General features: G+C 63.0%; 15 protein-coding genes. 6 read left to right on the top strand and 9 right to left on the bottom strand.

The window, feature by feature from the left end:
• Window positions 1-20 precede the first annotated feature (20 nt).
• From O0881_RS26185 to O0881_RS26175, 3 genes are all read left to right on the top strand, one after another.
• Complete coding sequence (locus tag O0881_RS26185; protein ID WP_070278239.1) at window positions 21-416, top strand: hypothetical protein; 396 nt, start codon at window positions 21-23, stop codon at window positions 414-416.
• 83 nt (window positions 417-499) lie between these two features.
• A complete protein-coding gene (locus O0881_RS26180) occupies window positions 500-1,456 on the top strand; it encodes a homoserine kinase (protein ID WP_289913606.1) in 957 nt (318 codons plus the stop codon).
• 2 nt (window positions 1,457-1,458) lie between these two features.
• Entirely contained in the window at window positions 1,459-2,250 is a 792-nt protein-coding gene (locus tag O0881_RS26175) for a BPSS1780 family membrane protein (RefSeq protein WP_034784808.1), read from the top strand.
• Between the two features lie 65 nt (window positions 2,251-2,315).
• Here O0881_RS26175 and O0881_RS26170 read toward each other — a convergent pair whose 3' ends face one another.
• Entirely contained in the window at window positions 2,316-4,625 is a 2,310-nt protein-coding gene (locus O0881_RS26170) for a UvrD-helicase domain-containing protein (protein ID WP_099665494.1), read from the bottom strand.
• 115 nt (window positions 4,626-4,740) lie between these two features.
• Here O0881_RS26170 and O0881_RS26165 point away from each other — a divergent pair, with 115 nt between their 5' ends.
• Both O0881_RS26165 and O0881_RS26160 read left to right on the top strand, forming a co-directional pair.
• Window positions 4,741-5,013, top strand: coding sequence for a hypothetical protein (locus tag O0881_RS26165; RefSeq protein WP_289913605.1), 273 nt, complete (start codon window positions 4,741-4,743; stop codon window positions 5,011-5,013).
• Window positions 5,010-5,534: a GNAT family N-acetyltransferase gene (locus O0881_RS26160; RefSeq protein ID WP_289913604.1), complete on the top strand. Its 525-nt coding sequence runs from the start codon at window positions 5,010-5,012 to the stop codon at window positions 5,532-5,534. Before O0881_RS26165 ends, O0881_RS26160 begins: the two co-directional genes overlap by 4 nt.
• Window positions 5,535-5,547: 13 nt before the next feature.
• Here O0881_RS26160 and O0881_RS26155 read toward each other — a convergent pair whose 3' ends face one another.
• Entirely contained in the window at window positions 5,548-6,402 is an 855-nt protein-coding gene (locus tag O0881_RS26155) for a hypothetical protein (RefSeq protein WP_289900420.1), read from the bottom strand.
• Window positions 6,403-6,630: 228 nt separating this feature from the next.
• Here O0881_RS26155 and O0881_RS26150 point away from each other — a divergent pair, with 228 nt between their 5' ends.
• On the top strand, window positions 6,631-7,599 hold the full coding sequence (locus O0881_RS26150; RefSeq protein WP_289913603.1) for an IS1595 family transposase: 969 nt from the start codon (window positions 6,631-6,633) through the stop codon (window positions 7,597-7,599).
• A 71-nt stretch (window positions 7,600-7,670) separates the two neighbouring features.
• Here the strand turns inward: O0881_RS26150 and O0881_RS26145 are convergent, their stop codons facing one another.
• The 7 genes from O0881_RS26145 to thiC form a co-directional block, all read right to left on the bottom strand.
• A complete protein-coding gene (locus O0881_RS26145; RefSeq protein WP_034749160.1) occupies window positions 7,671-8,777 on the bottom strand; it encodes an S-(hydroxymethyl)glutathione dehydrogenase/class III alcohol dehydrogenase in 1,107 nt (368 codons plus the stop codon).
• 126 nt (window positions 8,778-8,903) lie between these two features.
• The gene (locus tag O0881_RS26140) at window positions 8,904-9,536 is read right to left on the bottom strand and encodes a response regulator (RefSeq protein WP_034749164.1); all 633 of its coding nucleotides are present in this window, start codon (window positions 9,534-9,536) and stop codon (window positions 8,904-8,906) included.
• Window positions 9,537-9,603: 67 nt separating this feature from the next.
• On the bottom strand, window positions 9,604-10,239 hold the full coding sequence (thiE, locus tag O0881_RS26135; protein WP_289913602.1) for a thiamine phosphate synthase: 636 nt from the start codon (window positions 10,237-10,239) through the stop codon (window positions 9,604-9,606).
• 10 nt (window positions 10,240-10,249) lie between these two features.
• Complete coding sequence (locus O0881_RS26130; protein WP_289913601.1) at window positions 10,250-11,014, bottom strand: hydroxymethylpyrimidine/phosphomethylpyrimidine kinase; 765 nt, start codon at window positions 11,012-11,014, stop codon at window positions 10,250-10,252.
• Window positions 11,014-11,808: a thiazole synthase gene (locus tag O0881_RS26125; RefSeq protein WP_289906799.1), complete on the bottom strand. Its 795-nt coding sequence runs from the start codon at window positions 11,806-11,808 to the stop codon at window positions 11,014-11,016. Before O0881_RS26125 ends, O0881_RS26130 begins: the two co-directional genes overlap by 1 nt.
• A 25-nt stretch (window positions 11,809-11,833) precedes the next feature.
• Complete coding sequence (gene thiS, locus O0881_RS26120; protein WP_289900423.1) at window positions 11,834-12,046, bottom strand: sulfur carrier protein ThiS; 213 nt, start codon at window positions 12,044-12,046, stop codon at window positions 11,834-11,836.
• Between the two features lie 11 nt (window positions 12,047-12,057).
• The gene (gene thiC, locus O0881_RS26115) at window positions 12,058-13,971 is read right to left on the bottom strand and encodes a phosphomethylpyrimidine synthase ThiC (protein WP_289913600.1); all 1,914 of its coding nucleotides are present in this window, start codon (window positions 13,969-13,971) and stop codon (window positions 12,058-12,060) included.
• Window positions 13,972-14,024: the final 53 nt, after the last annotated feature.

The raw sequence follows: 14,024 nt of genomic DNA, 5'->3' as shown, positions 1-14,024 counted from the left end.
CACATGGAAGCGAACCCATCATGATGCGTACATCGACACTCTGGACATTCCTCGCCCTGCCCCTGCTGGCATGTTCGGCCATCGCCAGCGCCCAGACGCCGGCCAAACCGAGCGACGCGCCGCCACAACTGGAACGCATCGAGGAAATGGGCGAAGCGCCCATCACCGTGGCGCCGGCCGCGGCCAAGCAGCAGATTACCGAAAAACGCGAAGCGGGCGTGACGTCCGAAGTGAAAGTGACGAGCGGCGGCAGCACCTATTACATGAAGCCGGCCGCCGGCGGCGACCAGGCCCACAGCGGCGCCCTGCGCGGCCCGCAATGGAAAGTACTGGAATTTGATCTGGGCAAGAAGAAACAGAAACAACGCGACGAAGAGGCCGCGGACGCGCCAGCGCCGCCCGCACCAGCGAAGTAAGCAGCCACTCTCTTCTGCCCTGCCCCGGCCACCTGCGGGGCAGCCGGCTTTTTTTGACCTTTTAGACCATTCCTCTCTTTCCCATGGCAGTTTTTACCGCGCTACACCTGGACGATATCGGCCAGTGGATCACGCAATTTCCACTCGGCAAACCTCTGGCGCTCAAGGGCATCGCGTCCGGCATCGAGAACAGCAATTTCTTCCTGAGCACGGAGCGCGGCGAGTATGTGCTGACGATCTTTGAAAACCTCAGCTTCGAGCAATTGCCGTTTTATCTGCAACTGATGCGCCATTTGGCGGACCGGGGCGTACTGGTGCCGGCGCCGATCGCCAATGCGGACGGCGAACTGGTGACGGCCTTGCAAGGCAAGCCGGCCGCCATCGTCAGCAAACTCGACGGCAGCTCGCAGATGGCGCCGCAAGCCGTGCATTGCGCGGCCGTGGGCGCCATGCTGGCGAAGATGCACCTGGCGGCGCAGGACTTCCCCCTGCAACAGCCGAATCTGCGTGGCCTGGACTGGTGGAACACCACCACGCCGCTCGTCCTGCACCACCTCGACGATGCCAGGGCGCATCTGCTGCGCGCGGAAATCCACTTCCAGGACGCCTTTGCTGCCTGCGATACCTATAAAGCCATCCCGCGCGGTCCCGTGCATGCCGACTTGTTCCGCAACAACGTCATGTTTGACGGCGAACAACTGACGGGCTTTTTCGACTTTTACTTTGCCGGCTGCGACACCTGGCTGTTCGACGTGGCCGTCACCGTCAACGACTGGTGCGTGGACCTGGCCACGGGCGTGCTCGACACGGCAAGAGTGCGCGCCCTGCTCGACGCCTACCGGGCCGTGCGTCCGTTTACGCATGAAGAACAGACGGCATGGCAACCGATGCTGCGCGCCGCCGCGCTGCGCTTCTGGCTGTCGCGCCTGTACGATTATTACCAGCCGCGCGAAGCGGAAATGCTGACCCCGCACGATCCCACGCATTTCGAACGCATTCTGCGCGAACGTATCGCCACACCTGCTCCGGAACTGTTTTAAACATGGAAAAATTACCTGCAAGTACAGGTTGGCAATGGGTGAAACAAGGCTTCGCCCTGTTTCGCAAGCAACCTGGCGGCATGTCGATGCTGTTTCTCGGCTATATGTTCTGCATGCTGGCCGTCAGCATCGTGCCCGTGCTCGGCCAGATGCTGCCCGTCATCCTCGTCCCCGTGTTTTCCGTCGCCTTCGTGCAAGGCTGCCTGAACATCGACCAGGGCAAGCGCGTCTTGCCCAGCCTGTTGATCTCGGGCTTCCGCAAACCGGCCTTTCCTTCCCTGTTCGGCCTGGGCGTGCTGTACATCCTGATGGCCATCGTGGCCATCGGCGCCTCGACTTTGGTGGACGACGGCTTGCTGTGGCAACTGGTCACGGGGCAATTGACGGAAGAAGCGGCGCGCACCGCCATCCCCGAATCGCGCCTGGGCCTCGGCATCCTGCTGGCCATCGTGCTGTACGTGCCGGCCGCCATGGCCTTCTGCTTTGCCGCACCGCTGATCTACTGGAAACAAACCGGGCTGGGCAAGGCGCTGTTCTTCAGCTTTTTCGCCGTCTGGCGCTCGCTGTCGGCCTTCATCGTCTTCGCCGCCACCTGGTTCGCCATCAGCGTCGTCACCAGCCAGTTGCTGGCCGTCATCTTTGGCCGCACGCCGCTGATGATGCAACTGATGATGCCGCTGTCGATGATCTTGACCATCATCATGCATTGCTCGTTCTACGCCGCCTACCGCCAGATCTTCGGCTTGCCCGTCGATGAAAGCAAGACGGTGTCGCTGGACAAGCCCAACGACTGATTTTCACGCCGCATGAAAAAAGGGCAGCCTGCGCAGGCTGCCCTTTTTTATTGCTACTCAGAAAACTAGCGGCCCAGGCGTTCCAATTTGGCGATGCCCAGGTCGAGCACCTTCATGCCGTGCTGGCCGAAGTTGATTTGCGCGCGCGCATTGCCGCCGCCGCCTTCGATATTGACGATCACGCCCTCGCCGAACTTGGCGTGCGCCACCGATTCGCCGATGCGCCAGCCGCCGCCCGTGGCTTTTTGCGCGATCTTTTGCGCAATCGCATTGTCCGAACCCAGGCTAGCCAGCTTCGGCGCCTCGTCCCAGGCCGACTTGCGGTTGCCGAACCAGTTCGCCTGCACCTTCGGCGACAGCCATTTCAGCGATTCTTCCGGCAATTCGTCGAAGAAGCGCGACTTCATGTTGTAGCGCGTCTGGCCATGCAGCATGCGCGTCTGCGAAAAGCTCATATATAAGCGCTTGCGCGCGCGCGTGATGGCCACGTACATGAGCCGGCGTTCCTCTTCCACGCCGTTGTCTTCCTTCGAGCTGCTTTCGTGCGGGAACAGGCCCTCTTCCAGGCCGGTAATGAACACGTTGTCGAATTCCAGGCCCTTGGCCGAGTGCACCGTCATCATCTGCAGCGCATCCTGGCCCGCCTGCGCCTGGTTATCGCCCGCTTCCAGCGACGCATGCGACAGGAAGGCGGAGAGCGGCGACATCACGGCCGGCAACGGCGCGTCGGCGTCCAGGATTTCGATGCCATCCTGGTTCACGACGGGCGCGCCCGACTGCGCCTGGGCCGCTGGCCCCAAATGCGCGGGCGCGCCCTGGCCAAAACCTTCTTCGGAAATGAACTGGCTGGCCGCGCTGACCATCTGCTCCAGGTTCTCGATGCGGTCGGCGCCTTCCTTTTCATTCTGATAATGTTGCAGCAAGGTACTCGCTTCCAGCACCACTCTGACCATTTCCGGCAAGGACAATTGCTGCGTTTCGAAACGCACGCCTTCGATCAGCTTGACGAAGCCGGCCAGCACGCTGCCCGCCTTGCCCGCCACGTAGGGCACGGCCGCATACAGCGAAATGCCGTACTGTTCCGACGCGGCCTGCAATTGCTCGATCGAGCGCATGCCGATGCCCCGCGTGGGGAAATTGACCACGCGCAAGAAGGCCGAATCGTTGTGCGGATTGTCCATCAATTGCAGATAGGCAATTGCGTGCTTGACCTCGGCGCGCTGGAAGTAGCGCTGGCCGCCATACACGTGATACGGAATCGCGGCCGAGAACAGCGCGTGTTCGATCACGCGCGACTGCGCATTCGAGCGGTACAAGATGGCGATTTCACTGCGCGACGCGCCATCGGCGATCAGGCTTTTCGCCTCTTCGATGATCCATTGCGCTTCCTGCAAGTCGGAACTGGCTTCATACACGCGCACCTGCTCGCCATGGCCCGCGTCCGTGCGCAGATTCTTGCCCAGGCGCTTGCTATTGTTCGCGATCAATACGTTGGCGCTGTCGAGGATGTGACCGTGCGAGCGGTAGTTCTGCTCCAGCTTGATCAAGTTCTTCACCTGGAACTCGTGCTCGAAGGCACTCATGTTGCCCACGTTGGCGCCGCGGAACGCATAGATGCTCTGGTCATCGTCGCCGACGGCAAACAGGGCGCCGCCATCGCGGCTGCCGTGGCCGGCCAGCAATTTGAGCCAGTTGTATTGCAGGTTGTTCGTATCCTGGAACTCGTCCACCAAAATATGGCGGAAGCGCGCCTGGTAGTGTTCGCGCAAGGGCTGGTTGCGGCTCAGCAATTCATACGTGCGCAACAGCAATTCGGCAAAATCGACGACGCCTTCGCGCTGGCACTGGTCGTCGTACAGCTGGTACAGCTCGACCATCTTGCGCTCGTGCGCGTCGTACGCTTCCACGTCCGTGGCGCGCAAGCCCTGGTCCTTGGCGTTGTTGATGAAATACATCACCGTCTTCGGCGGGAATTTTTCATCATCGATATTGTTTGCCTTCAACAAGCGCTTGATCACGGACAATTGATCCTGGGAATCGAGGATCTGGAAGGTCTGCGGCAAGGCCGCGTCGCGGTAGTGCGTGCGCAGCAAGCGGTTGCACAAGCCGTGGAAGGTGCCGATCCACATGCCGCGCGTGTTAATCGGCAGCATGGCCGACAGGCGCGTGAGCATTTCCTTGGCGGCTTTGTTGGTAAACGTCACGGCCAGGATGCCGGGCGGCGATACCTGCTGGGTCTGGATCAGCCACGCGATGCGGGTGGTCAGCACGCGGGTCTTGCCCGAACCGGCGCCCGCCAGGATCAGCGCATGCTGCGCCGGCAAGGTGACGGCAGCCAATTGTTCGGGATTGAGGTTGTGAAGAAGATTTTGCATGCCGTGATTATACCGGCATGGCTAAAAATACTGTGCATTTGTCCAGCGGTCGCGCCGGATTCGCCGCGTGCGCGCTACAATCGGCATCACTGCACAGCTGACGGAAACAACGCCCATGACACCTCCCAGCCACCTCGACGGCGCCCGCGTACTGGCCTGGGCCTGGTCCGACTTGCCTTTCGGCCATGTCGCCGCTGAAGATGGCGCCGCCCCCATCGCCATCCACGGCCTGGCCGTGTGCCGCTACGGGGACGAGGTGCAAGTCTACCGTTTCAGCTGCGACGCGCGCTGGGACACGGTGCAGGATGACGCATATGCCAGCGAGGACAACGCCAGGCAGTTGCCGGCGCAATACCGCGCCGTGGCCGCCTTGTGGCATACGCAGTGAAGTACGCCATCCGCGCAGCCAGCAGCGCCGACCTGCCCCTGCTGGCCCAAGTCGAGCGCAGCGCCGCGGCCCTGTTTGCGCAGGCCGGCCCCGGACTGGCGTGGCTGGCGCAGGGAGAACCCTTGCCATTGAGCGCCTTACAGGCGCTGCAGCGCGAGGGCGGCGTATGGGTGGCCGCCGATGGGCACGCTGCGCCAACAGGCTTCCTGGCCGCCGAACCGCTCGACGGGCAACTGTTCATCGTGGAGTTGTCCGTTGCCCTGCCGCATCAACGGCAGGGCGTGGGCGCGCGCTTGCTCGATGCGGCAGCGGCCCATGCCCAGGCGCAGGGCTGCGCCTGCCTGACGCTCAGCACGTATCGCCACCTGCCATGGAACGCACCCTACTATGCGCGCCATGGTTTCAGCGAAATCGGGGCTGCGGCGCTGGGCGCAGGCCACGCGCTCAAGCTGGCGCGCGAAGCGCAGGACGGACACGATCCGGCGCTTCGCTGCCTGATGCGCAAGCCAATGGCCTGCTAATTGAGCACATCCTTCAGCGCACCAGCTTGGCCTTGCCCTCGCTGAGCGCCTGGGCGATCACCTGGCGCGTGGTCTTGTCCGCGATCTTGACGACTTTTTCCTGCTGGCGGCCCAGGTCGCCCATTTGCTTGCCCAGCGCTTCCATCGGCTTGCCGCGCTGCTCCATCTGGCGCGACATCTGCTCCATTTTCTCGGCCTCGCGCTCGTGTACGTCGGCGATGCGGTCGTTGATCTCTTCCATTTTGTCCTGCGCGTCTTCCATCTGCTGTTGCAGGCCTTCCACGTCGCGCTCGGCCGCGCGCCGCGCCGTGTCGCTCGTCGCCAGCGCCTGGCGGCGCGAGGCGTCGCCGAGCTTGCGGCCCAGCTCCTGCTGCTGGCGGCCCAGCAAGCGCAGCTGTTCCGACTCGCGCGCGCTGCCTTTTTCCAGGCTGCGGGCTCCCATCTTGCGGCCCATTTCACCCATGGCCTTGCCGTGCGCGCCCATTTGATCGCCAAGCGCGCTCATCTCCTTGCCCAGCTGTTTCGAGGGTTCCCATGCCGTGCGCACCTTGCCCAGCAAGGCCGCATCCTGCAGCACATAGGCCTGCCCCTGGTCGCGGAACCACAGGAACGGCCCCTTGATCGAGCGCTTGAGTTTTTCCACCTGCTCCGAGTGAATATCGCTGTCGACGACGATGACGCCCTCGCTATCCCTGGTGCCATCGACCAGCGCATAGCTTTCGCCCTTGTCGAGCGAGCGGCTGACCTGCACGCTGGGCGCGGCCGGCGGGGCCGGTGGCGCGGGCGGTTGCGGCGGCTGCACGGCCAGCGCGCTGCCGCCAAGCAGGATACCGGCCAGGCTGAGGATCAAACGATGGGAAGTGGTCATGGCTGCCTCGTCGCAAAAGTAGTGGAGCGTTGACTGTAGCGGCAAGCGGACCTGGCCTCCAGCGCCGTGCGACAGGCTGCAAAAAGGCCTGCCTGGATGGCAAGCACGGACGATGGATGGCATGCCGGGCAAAAAAAAGGCTCTGTCATCGGCAAGTAGGGGAAATGCCGGAATCTTCCGTTGGCTGCGCTGTCTGACTCTGCATATTCACCACGCAGGGAGTAGATCATGCAGCCAGCCGACTGGATCAGCTTTATCGCACAGTTTGCTTACCTGAACCGGCGCCAGCGGCAGGCAGGCATAACCTTGCTGCGTGGCAACGCGCCACATGACGCGACCGTCGCGCTGCTGGAAAGCGTGGCGCAGCCGCGCCTGGCCTGTCCCGCCTGCCACTCGCATCAGCTGCACCGGCATGGCCATGCGCATGGTTTGCAGCGCTACCGTTGTGTACCGTGCGGGCGCACCTTCAATGCCTTGACGGGCACGCCGCTGTCCCGCTTGCGTCACAAGGCCCTATGGATCGCCTATGCCGATTGCCTGCTCGATTCGAGGTCGGTACGCCAGGCCGCTCAGCAGCTGGGATTGCACCGCAACACCACGTTTCGCTGGCGCCACCGTTTTCTCCGCGTCGCCAGGACGGATCGGCCGCATGGCCTGCATGGCATTGCCGAGGCGGACGAGTTATATGTGCTGGAATCGGAAAAGGGATCGAGGCAGATGACGCGTCCGGCCCGCCGCCGGGGCGGCCATGCCCGCCAGCGCGGCATTTCCGATGAGCAGGTCTGTATCCTGGTGGCGCGCGACCGCACAGGCCAGACCCTCGATTTCGTCACGGGCAAAGGGGCGTTGACGAAGGCACAGCTGCACCGCTGTCTGTTACCTGTCATCGATAAGGATGTCCTGCTGGTAACGGATGGCCATGCCGCCTACCGGGCGTTTGCCAGGGAAGCGGGCATCAGCCACCAGGCCGTCAACTTGCGCGCCGGCATCCGTGTGCAAGGCGCCGCGCATGTGCAGAACGTCAATGCGTATCACAGCCGTCTGCGGGACTGGCTGCGGCCCTTTCGCGGCGTGGCGACGCGCTACCTGCCGAATTACCTGGGCTGGCGCTGGATACTCGACGCCAGGCGCATCCGCTCACCAGAAACGTTATTGAAAGCAACACTGGGAGCATTCCCACATTTGACGGTGACATAGCCAAAAAAACGGAGGCCGCAGCCTCCGCAAAAACGCCGTGGTACGGCGTATTTCAATTAAATTTCAATTAATTAATACAGCACGACGGAACGGATCGATTCACCGCTCTTCATCAAGTCGAAACCTTGATTGATATCATCGAGCTTCAGTCTGTGTGTGATCAAATCATCGATATTGAGCTTGCCTTCCATGTACCAGTCGACGATCTTCGGCACGTCCGTGCGGCCGCGCGCGCCGCCGAAAGCGGAACCTTTCCACACGCGCCCCGTCACCAGCTGGAACGGACGCGTGGAAATTTCCTGGCCCGCCGCCGCCACGCCGATGATGATGGACTGGCCCCAGCCCTTGTGGCAGCACTCGAGCGACTGGCGCATCGTGGTGGTGTTGCCGATGCATTCGAACGAATAGTCGGCGCCGCCGTCCGTCAGCTGCACGATGGTATCGACAACGTTTTCCACCTCGTTGGCGTTGACGAAATGCGTCATGCCGAACTTGCGCGCGATGGCCTGGCGCGCCGGATTGATGTCCACGCCGATGATTTTGTCGGCGCCGACCATCTTGGCCGCCTGGATCACGTTCAGGCCGATGCCGCCCAGGCCGAACACGACCACGTTGGCGCCCGCCTCGACCTTGGCCGTAAACAACACGGCGCCCACGCCCGTCGTCACGCCGCAGCCGATGTAGCAGACTTTGTCGAAGGGCGCGTCTTCGCGGATCTTCGCCAGGGCGATTTCCGGCACGACGATGTAGTTCGAGAAGGTGGACGTGCCCATGTAGTGGAAGATGGGCTTGCCGTCGATGGAAAAGCGCGACGTCGCGTCCGGCATCAGGCCGCGGCCCTGGGTCGAGCGGATCGACTGGCACAGGTTGGTCTTTTGCGACAGGCAGAATTTGCACTGGCGGCATTCCGGCGTGTACAGGGGGATGACGTGGTCATCCTTCTTCAGGCTTTTCACGCCAGGCCCCACGTCGACGACGATGCCCGCGCCTTCATGGCCGAGGATGGATGGGAAGATGCCTTCCGGATCGGCGCCCGACAGGGTGTAGTAATCGGTGTGGCAAATGCCCGTGGCCTTGATCTCGACCAGTACTTCTCCCTCGCGCGGGCCGGCCAGGTCGACTTCCTCGATGGTCAAAGGCGCGCCCGCCTTCCATGCAATCGCTGCTTTGGTTTTCATGTGTGTCCTGTGTATGGTTGAACCAGGCGCGCCAGCGCGCCGTATCGTCACATCATAACAAGGCAGGCGCCGACATGCCACGCCGGCGCCGGTGCAACGCTTACTTGAAACACTTACTTGAAACTCTTACTTGGTTTTCGCCCGATTCAAAAACGCGCCGTGCAAGCCGTTCAGGGTTTCCTCGGCCAGCAACAGCTGGCTGGCGATTTCATTGATCTTGCGGCGGCTGGAGCGGGCGTGGTCGCGCAGCACTTCGAACGCCGTGTTGCGGTCCGTCTGGAACTTGCCCATCAGCAAACCGACGGCCAGGCTCGTTTCCCGGCCGGCGGCCAGGGCCGCGTTCAGGTTCAGCTCGGTGCGGCGCAGCTGGCGGATTTCATCGGCGCGCGCCAGGCCCGCTTCGAACGCCGGCATCAAGCGGCCTTCGTCGACGGGTTTGACGACATAGCCGACGGCGCCGTAGGCGGCCGCCTGCTTGCCCGATTCGCTGTCGCCGCTGCCGGACAGGAACATGAATGGCACGGCCGTTTCGCCGTGCAGGCGCTTGGCCAGTTCCAGGCCGGACATGCCCGGCATGTGGATGTCGAGCAAGGCCAGGTCAGGCTCGCGCTGGGCGATCAGCTGCAGCGCCACTTCGGCCGAATGGGCCAGGGCCGTCTCGTAGCCGGCATGGCGCAGGACTTCGCCAAGGAATTCCAACAGGAGCTGGTCATCGTCAACGATCAGGATAAGGCGTTTCGCGGCGGCTGGCTGACTCATGGGTAAAGGGACCTCGGTAATGAATGATGCCCTTATTATATGCCGATTATTCGCCAAATCCGCCCCCTCACGCCTCCCCGGCCTGCGCAAACAGCAGATTGAATTGCTGCACTGCAATATCCACATCGTCCGCCTGATATCCCTTGCCAAATACGCTGCTGATCGCCGCCACCATGTCGGCCCCGCGCGCCACCAGCGGCACCGCGTTTTCCGGCGTCATGCCGCCGATCACCACGCAGGGCAAGGCGATCTCGCGTTTCGCCTGCAGCACGATATCGGGCGGCGTCGTCACCGGATACTTTTTCACCAGCGACGGATAAAAGCCGCCGAAGGCCACGTAGCTGGCGCCGCCCTCTGCTGCCGTGCGCGCCAGGGCCATGTCGCCATAGCAGGAGGCGCCGACGAGCTTGTCCTTGCCCAGGCGCGCGCGCACCTGCGCGACGGACGCGTCCGTGCCGCCCACGTGCACGCCGTCCGCGTCCAGCTCTTCGCACAGCTCGAGAAAATCGTTGACGATGAAAGGCACGCCATACTTGCGGGCCAGGGCCAGCAAGGCGCCCGCCTGTTCGCGCCGCTGCTCCGCGTCGGCACTCTTGTGGCGGTATTGCAGCAGGGCCACGCCGCCATGCAAAGCCTGCTCCGTGATATCGAGCAGGCGGTCGGTGTCATCCCAGTTCGGGGTGACCAGATACAGTCCACGCATGATGTTTTCCTTATTCAATGAATCGTTGCGGCATGAGTTGACCTGGCGCAATCGCATACGCGCCGGCCAGGGCCGCATGGCAATAGGCTTGCGCCCGGTCAAGCGCTTGCGCCAGCGGCTGGCCCAATGCCAGGCGGGCCGCGATGGCCGACGCCAACGTGCAGCCGCTGCCATGAAACTCTCCGGGCAGGCGCGGCCAGCGCCACTCGCGCGCGCGCCCATCACCGTCCAGCCAGCGGTTGACGATCTCCTCGCCGTCGCCGTGGCCGCCCGTCACCAGCACGTGTCCACAGCCTTGCGCGCGCAAGTTATCTGCGCCACCAAGGGCCAGCGCTTCCGGCCCGTTCGGTACGATGACGGTAGTCACCGGCAGCAAGGGCGCCAGCGCCAGCACGGCGTCGTCCCGGCTGAGCATGTCGCCATGGCCGCTGGCCAGCACGGGATCGAGCACGACGGGCAAGTTCGGCCGGGACAGCCGCAATTGGGCGATCAGTTGCGCGATGACGGCCGCATTCGCCGCGCTGCCGGGAATGCCGATTTTCACGGCATCGATGGCGACCTTGTCGATCAGTGCCTGCGCCTGGCGGCGCAGCAATTCCGGCGCCACGGGCTCGACAGCAAACACGCGGTCGTTGTCCTGCACCGTCAGCGCCGTGATGACGGGCAAGGCATGCGCGCCCTGCGCCGCAATCGCTAGAATATCGGCGGCGATGCCGGCGCCGCCCGATGGGTCGGCGCCGGCAAACACGAGCACGGTGGGACGCCGTCGCTCCATCACGCCAGCCGGCCCGCCATCGGCGACGAAGGCGAGGCGGCGAACTTGCGCGGCATGCGGCCCGCCAAAAACGCTTCGCGCCCGGCCCGCACGGCCAGCTTCATCGCATGCGCCATGCGCACGGGGTCGCGCGCGCCGGCAATGGCCGTATTCATCAGCACGCCATCGCAACCGAGTTCCATGGCAATGGCCGCATCCGACGCCGTGCCCACGCCCGCATCGACGAGTACGGGCACTTTCGCCTGGTCGATGATCAAGGACAAATTCCACGGATTCAGGATGCCCATGCCCGAGCCGATCAGTGACGCCAGCGGCATGACGGCCACGCAGCCGATGTCTTCCAGAATCTTCGCCTGGATCGGATCGTCGCTGCAGTAGACCATCACGTCGAAGCCATCCTTGACCAGCGCTTCGGCCGCGACCAGGGTTTCCGGCATGTGCGGAAACAGCGTCTTTTCATCGCCCAGCACTTCCAGTTTCACCAGATTGCGCCCGCCCAGGAGTTCCCGCGCCAGTTGCAGGGTGTACACGGCATCCTTGGCGTTGTAACAGCCGGCCGTGTTCGGCAAAATCGTGTACTGGTCGGGCGGCACGAAGTCCAGCAGGCTGGGCGCATTCGGATCTTGCCCGATATTCACCCTGCGGATCGCCACCGTGATGATCTGCGCTTCCGCCGCGTCCGTCGCTTCGCGCGTCTGCGGCAAATCCTTATACTTGCCGCTGCCCACCAGCAGGCGCGATTGGTACTGTTTGCCTGCGATGGTCAGCAGGTCGTTGTTTGTTGCGGTATTCATGTGCGTTTCCTTGTCTATTCTCAACTTAACCGCCGCCAATCGCGCGTACGATTTCCACCTGGTCTTGAATTTCCAGGACCCTGTCCTGCCACGCCTTGCGCGGCACGACGCTGCGGTTGACGGCCAGCGCCAGCGCCTGGTTTTCCAGCGACAGCGCGGCGATCAATTGGTCCAGGGTTTGCCCCGGCGGCACCTGGTGCGGCGCGCCGTTGAGCGTGATGTCGATCAATGCAGTCATCACGCCCTCCTTCAGACCTTGCGGTACAGCTCGGCGCCGTTCTTGATGAATTCGATGGCCTTGATTTCCATGCCCTGCTTGAGCGCCTTGTCTTCCGCGATACCCATGCCGGCCGCGTATTCGCGCACTTCCTGCGTGATCTTCATCGAGCAGAAATGCGGGCCGCACATGGAGCAGAAATGCGCCACCTTGGCCGAATCCTTGGGCAAGGTTTCATCGTGGAATTCGCGCGCCTTGTCCGGGTCCAGACCGATGTTGAACTGGTCGTCCCAGCGGAATTCGAAGCGGGCTTTCGACAGCGCGTTGTCGCGGATTTGCGCGCCCGGATGGCCTTTCGCCAGATCGGCCGCGTGCGCCGCGATCTTGTACGTGATGATGCCGTCCTTGACGTCCGCCTTGTTCGGCAAGCCCAGGTGTTCCTTCGGCGTCACGTAGCACAGCATGGCCGTGCCATACCAGCCGATCATGGCCGCGCCGATGCCCGAGGTGATGTGGTCGTAGCCGGGCGCGATATCCGTCGTCAGCGGCCCCAAGGTGTAGAACGGCGCCTCGCCGCACTGTTCCAGCTGCAAGTCCATGTTTTCCTTGATCAATTGCATGGGCACGTGGCCCGGACCTTCGATCATCACTTGCACGTCGTGCTTCCAGGCAACTTGCGTCAGCTCGCCCAGGGTTTTCAGCTCGCCCAGCTGCGCCTCGTCATTGGCGTCGTAGATGGAACCGGGGCGCAAGCCGTCGCCCAGCGAGAACGACACGTCATACGCCTTCATGATTTCGCAGATCTCTTCGAAATGCGTGTACAGGAACGATTCCTGGTGGTGCGCCAGACACCATTTCGCCATGATGGAGCCGCCGCGCGAAACGATGCCCGTCAGGCGCTTGGCTGTCATCGGCACATAGCGCAGCAGCACGCCCGCGTGGATGGTGAAATAATCGACGCCCTGCTCGGCCTGCTCAATCAGGGTGTCGCGGAAGATTTCCCACGTCAGATCTTCCGCCTTGCCGTTGACCTTTTCCAGCGCCTGGTAGATGGGCACGGTGCCGATGGGCACGGGGCTGTTGCGCACGATCCATTCGCGCGTCTCGTGGATATGTTTACCTGTGGACAGGTCCATCACATTGTCGCCGCCCCAGCGGATGGCCCAGGTCATCTTTTCCACTTCCTCGCCGATGGAGGACGTCACGGCGGAATTGCCGATATTCGCATTGATTTTCACCAGGAAATTGCGGCCGATAATCATCGGTTCGACTTCCGGGTGATTGATATTGGCGGGGATGATGGCGCGGCCGCGGGCGATTTCCTCGCGCACGAATTCCGGCGTGATTTCGACCGGGATGCTGGCGCCGAAGGACTGGCCCGGATGCTGGCGGCCCATCAGGTCGGCCAGGCGCTCGCCCATGGGGCCAGAGGCCTTGAGCTCGCGCAAATACTCCTGGCGGCGCATGTTTTCGCGGATGGCGACGAATTCCATTTCCGGCGTGATGATGCCCTGACGCGCATAGTGCATTTGCGTCACGTTCTTGCCGGCGATGGCGCGGCGCGGCTTGCGGTGCAGGTTGAAACGCAGCTCGGCCAGCTTGGGGTCCGCCAGGCGGGCGATGCCGTAATCGGAGGTGGGACCGGGCAATTCCTCCGTGTCGGCACGCTCCATGATCCACGGCAGGCGCGGCGTATCGAGGCCGGAGCGGATATCGATATTCACGTCCGGGTCCGTGTACGGGCCGGACGTGTCGTAGACGTAGATCGGCGGATTCTTTTCGCCGCCGAACGACGCTTCCGTGTCGGACTGGCTGATCTCGCGCATGGGCACGCGGATGTCGGGGCGGCTGCCTTGCACGTAGATCTTGCGCGAATTGGGCAGCGGCGCGATGGCGGCTTCGTCGACCGTGGCGGTGGCGGAGAGGAATTTCGGGTTGGCGTTCATTTTGGCTCCTTGGCTAGACTATTTTTAAGCCTGGAGCCAGCTAAGGAGGTTCG

The organism is Janthinobacterium sp. SUN100, assembly GCF_030397705.1.
Taxonomy (GTDB): domain Bacteria; phylum Pseudomonadota; class Gammaproteobacteria; order Burkholderiales; family Burkholderiaceae_D; genus Janthinobacterium; species Janthinobacterium kumbetense.
Note: the sequence above shows the minus strand (reverse complement) of the source record. Positions and strands in the feature narration are given on the sequence as shown.

Excerpts from the sequence above, each read along its gene's own strand:
- O0881_RS26185 (WP_070278239.1), top strand. The coding sequence starts at position 21 with ATGATGCGTACATCGACACTCTGGACATTCCTCGCCCTGCCCCTGCTG.
- O0881_RS26180 (WP_289913606.1), top strand. The coding sequence starts at position 500 with ATGGCAGTTTTTACCGCGCTACACCTGGACGATATCGGCCAGTGGATC.
- O0881_RS26175 (WP_034784808.1), top strand. The coding sequence starts at position 1,459 with ATGGAAAAATTACCTGCAAGTACAGGTTGGCAATGGGTGAAACAAGGC.
- O0881_RS26170 (WP_099665494.1), bottom strand. The coding sequence starts at position 4,625 with ATGCAAAATCTTCTTCACAACCTCAATCCCGAACAATTGGCTGCCGTC.
- O0881_RS26165 (WP_289913605.1), top strand. The coding sequence starts at position 4,741 with ATGACACCTCCCAGCCACCTCGACGGCGCCCGCGTACTGGCCTGGGCC.
- O0881_RS26155 (WP_289900420.1), bottom strand. The coding sequence starts at position 6,402 with ATGACCACTTCCCATCGTTTGATCCTCAGCCTGGCCGGTATCCTGCTT.
- O0881_RS26150 (WP_289913603.1), top strand. The coding sequence starts at position 6,631 with ATGCAGCCAGCCGACTGGATCAGCTTTATCGCACAGTTTGCTTACCTG.
- O0881_RS26145 (WP_034749160.1), bottom strand. The coding sequence starts at position 8,777 with ATGAAAACCAAAGCAGCGATTGCATGGAAGGCGGGCGCGCCTTTGACC.
- O0881_RS26140 (WP_034749164.1), bottom strand. The coding sequence starts at position 9,536 with ATGAGTCAGCCAGCCGCCGCGAAACGCCTTATCCTGATCGTTGACGAT.
- thiE (WP_289913602.1), bottom strand. The coding sequence starts at position 10,239 with ATGCGTGGACTGTATCTGGTCACCCCGAACTGGGATGACACCGACCGC.
- O0881_RS26130 (WP_289913601.1), bottom strand. The coding sequence starts at position 11,014 with ATGGAGCGACGGCGTCCCACCGTGCTCGTGTTTGCCGGCGCCGACCCA.
- O0881_RS26125 (WP_289906799.1), bottom strand. The coding sequence starts at position 11,808 with ATGAATACCGCAACAAACAACGACCTGCTGACCATCGCAGGCAAACAG.
- thiS (WP_289900423.1), bottom strand. The coding sequence starts at position 12,046 with ATGACTGCATTGATCGACATCACGCTCAACGGCGCGCCGCACCAGGTG.
- thiC (WP_289913600.1), bottom strand. The coding sequence starts at position 13,971 with ATGAACGCCAACCCGAAATTCCTCTCCGCCACCGCCACGGTCGACGAA.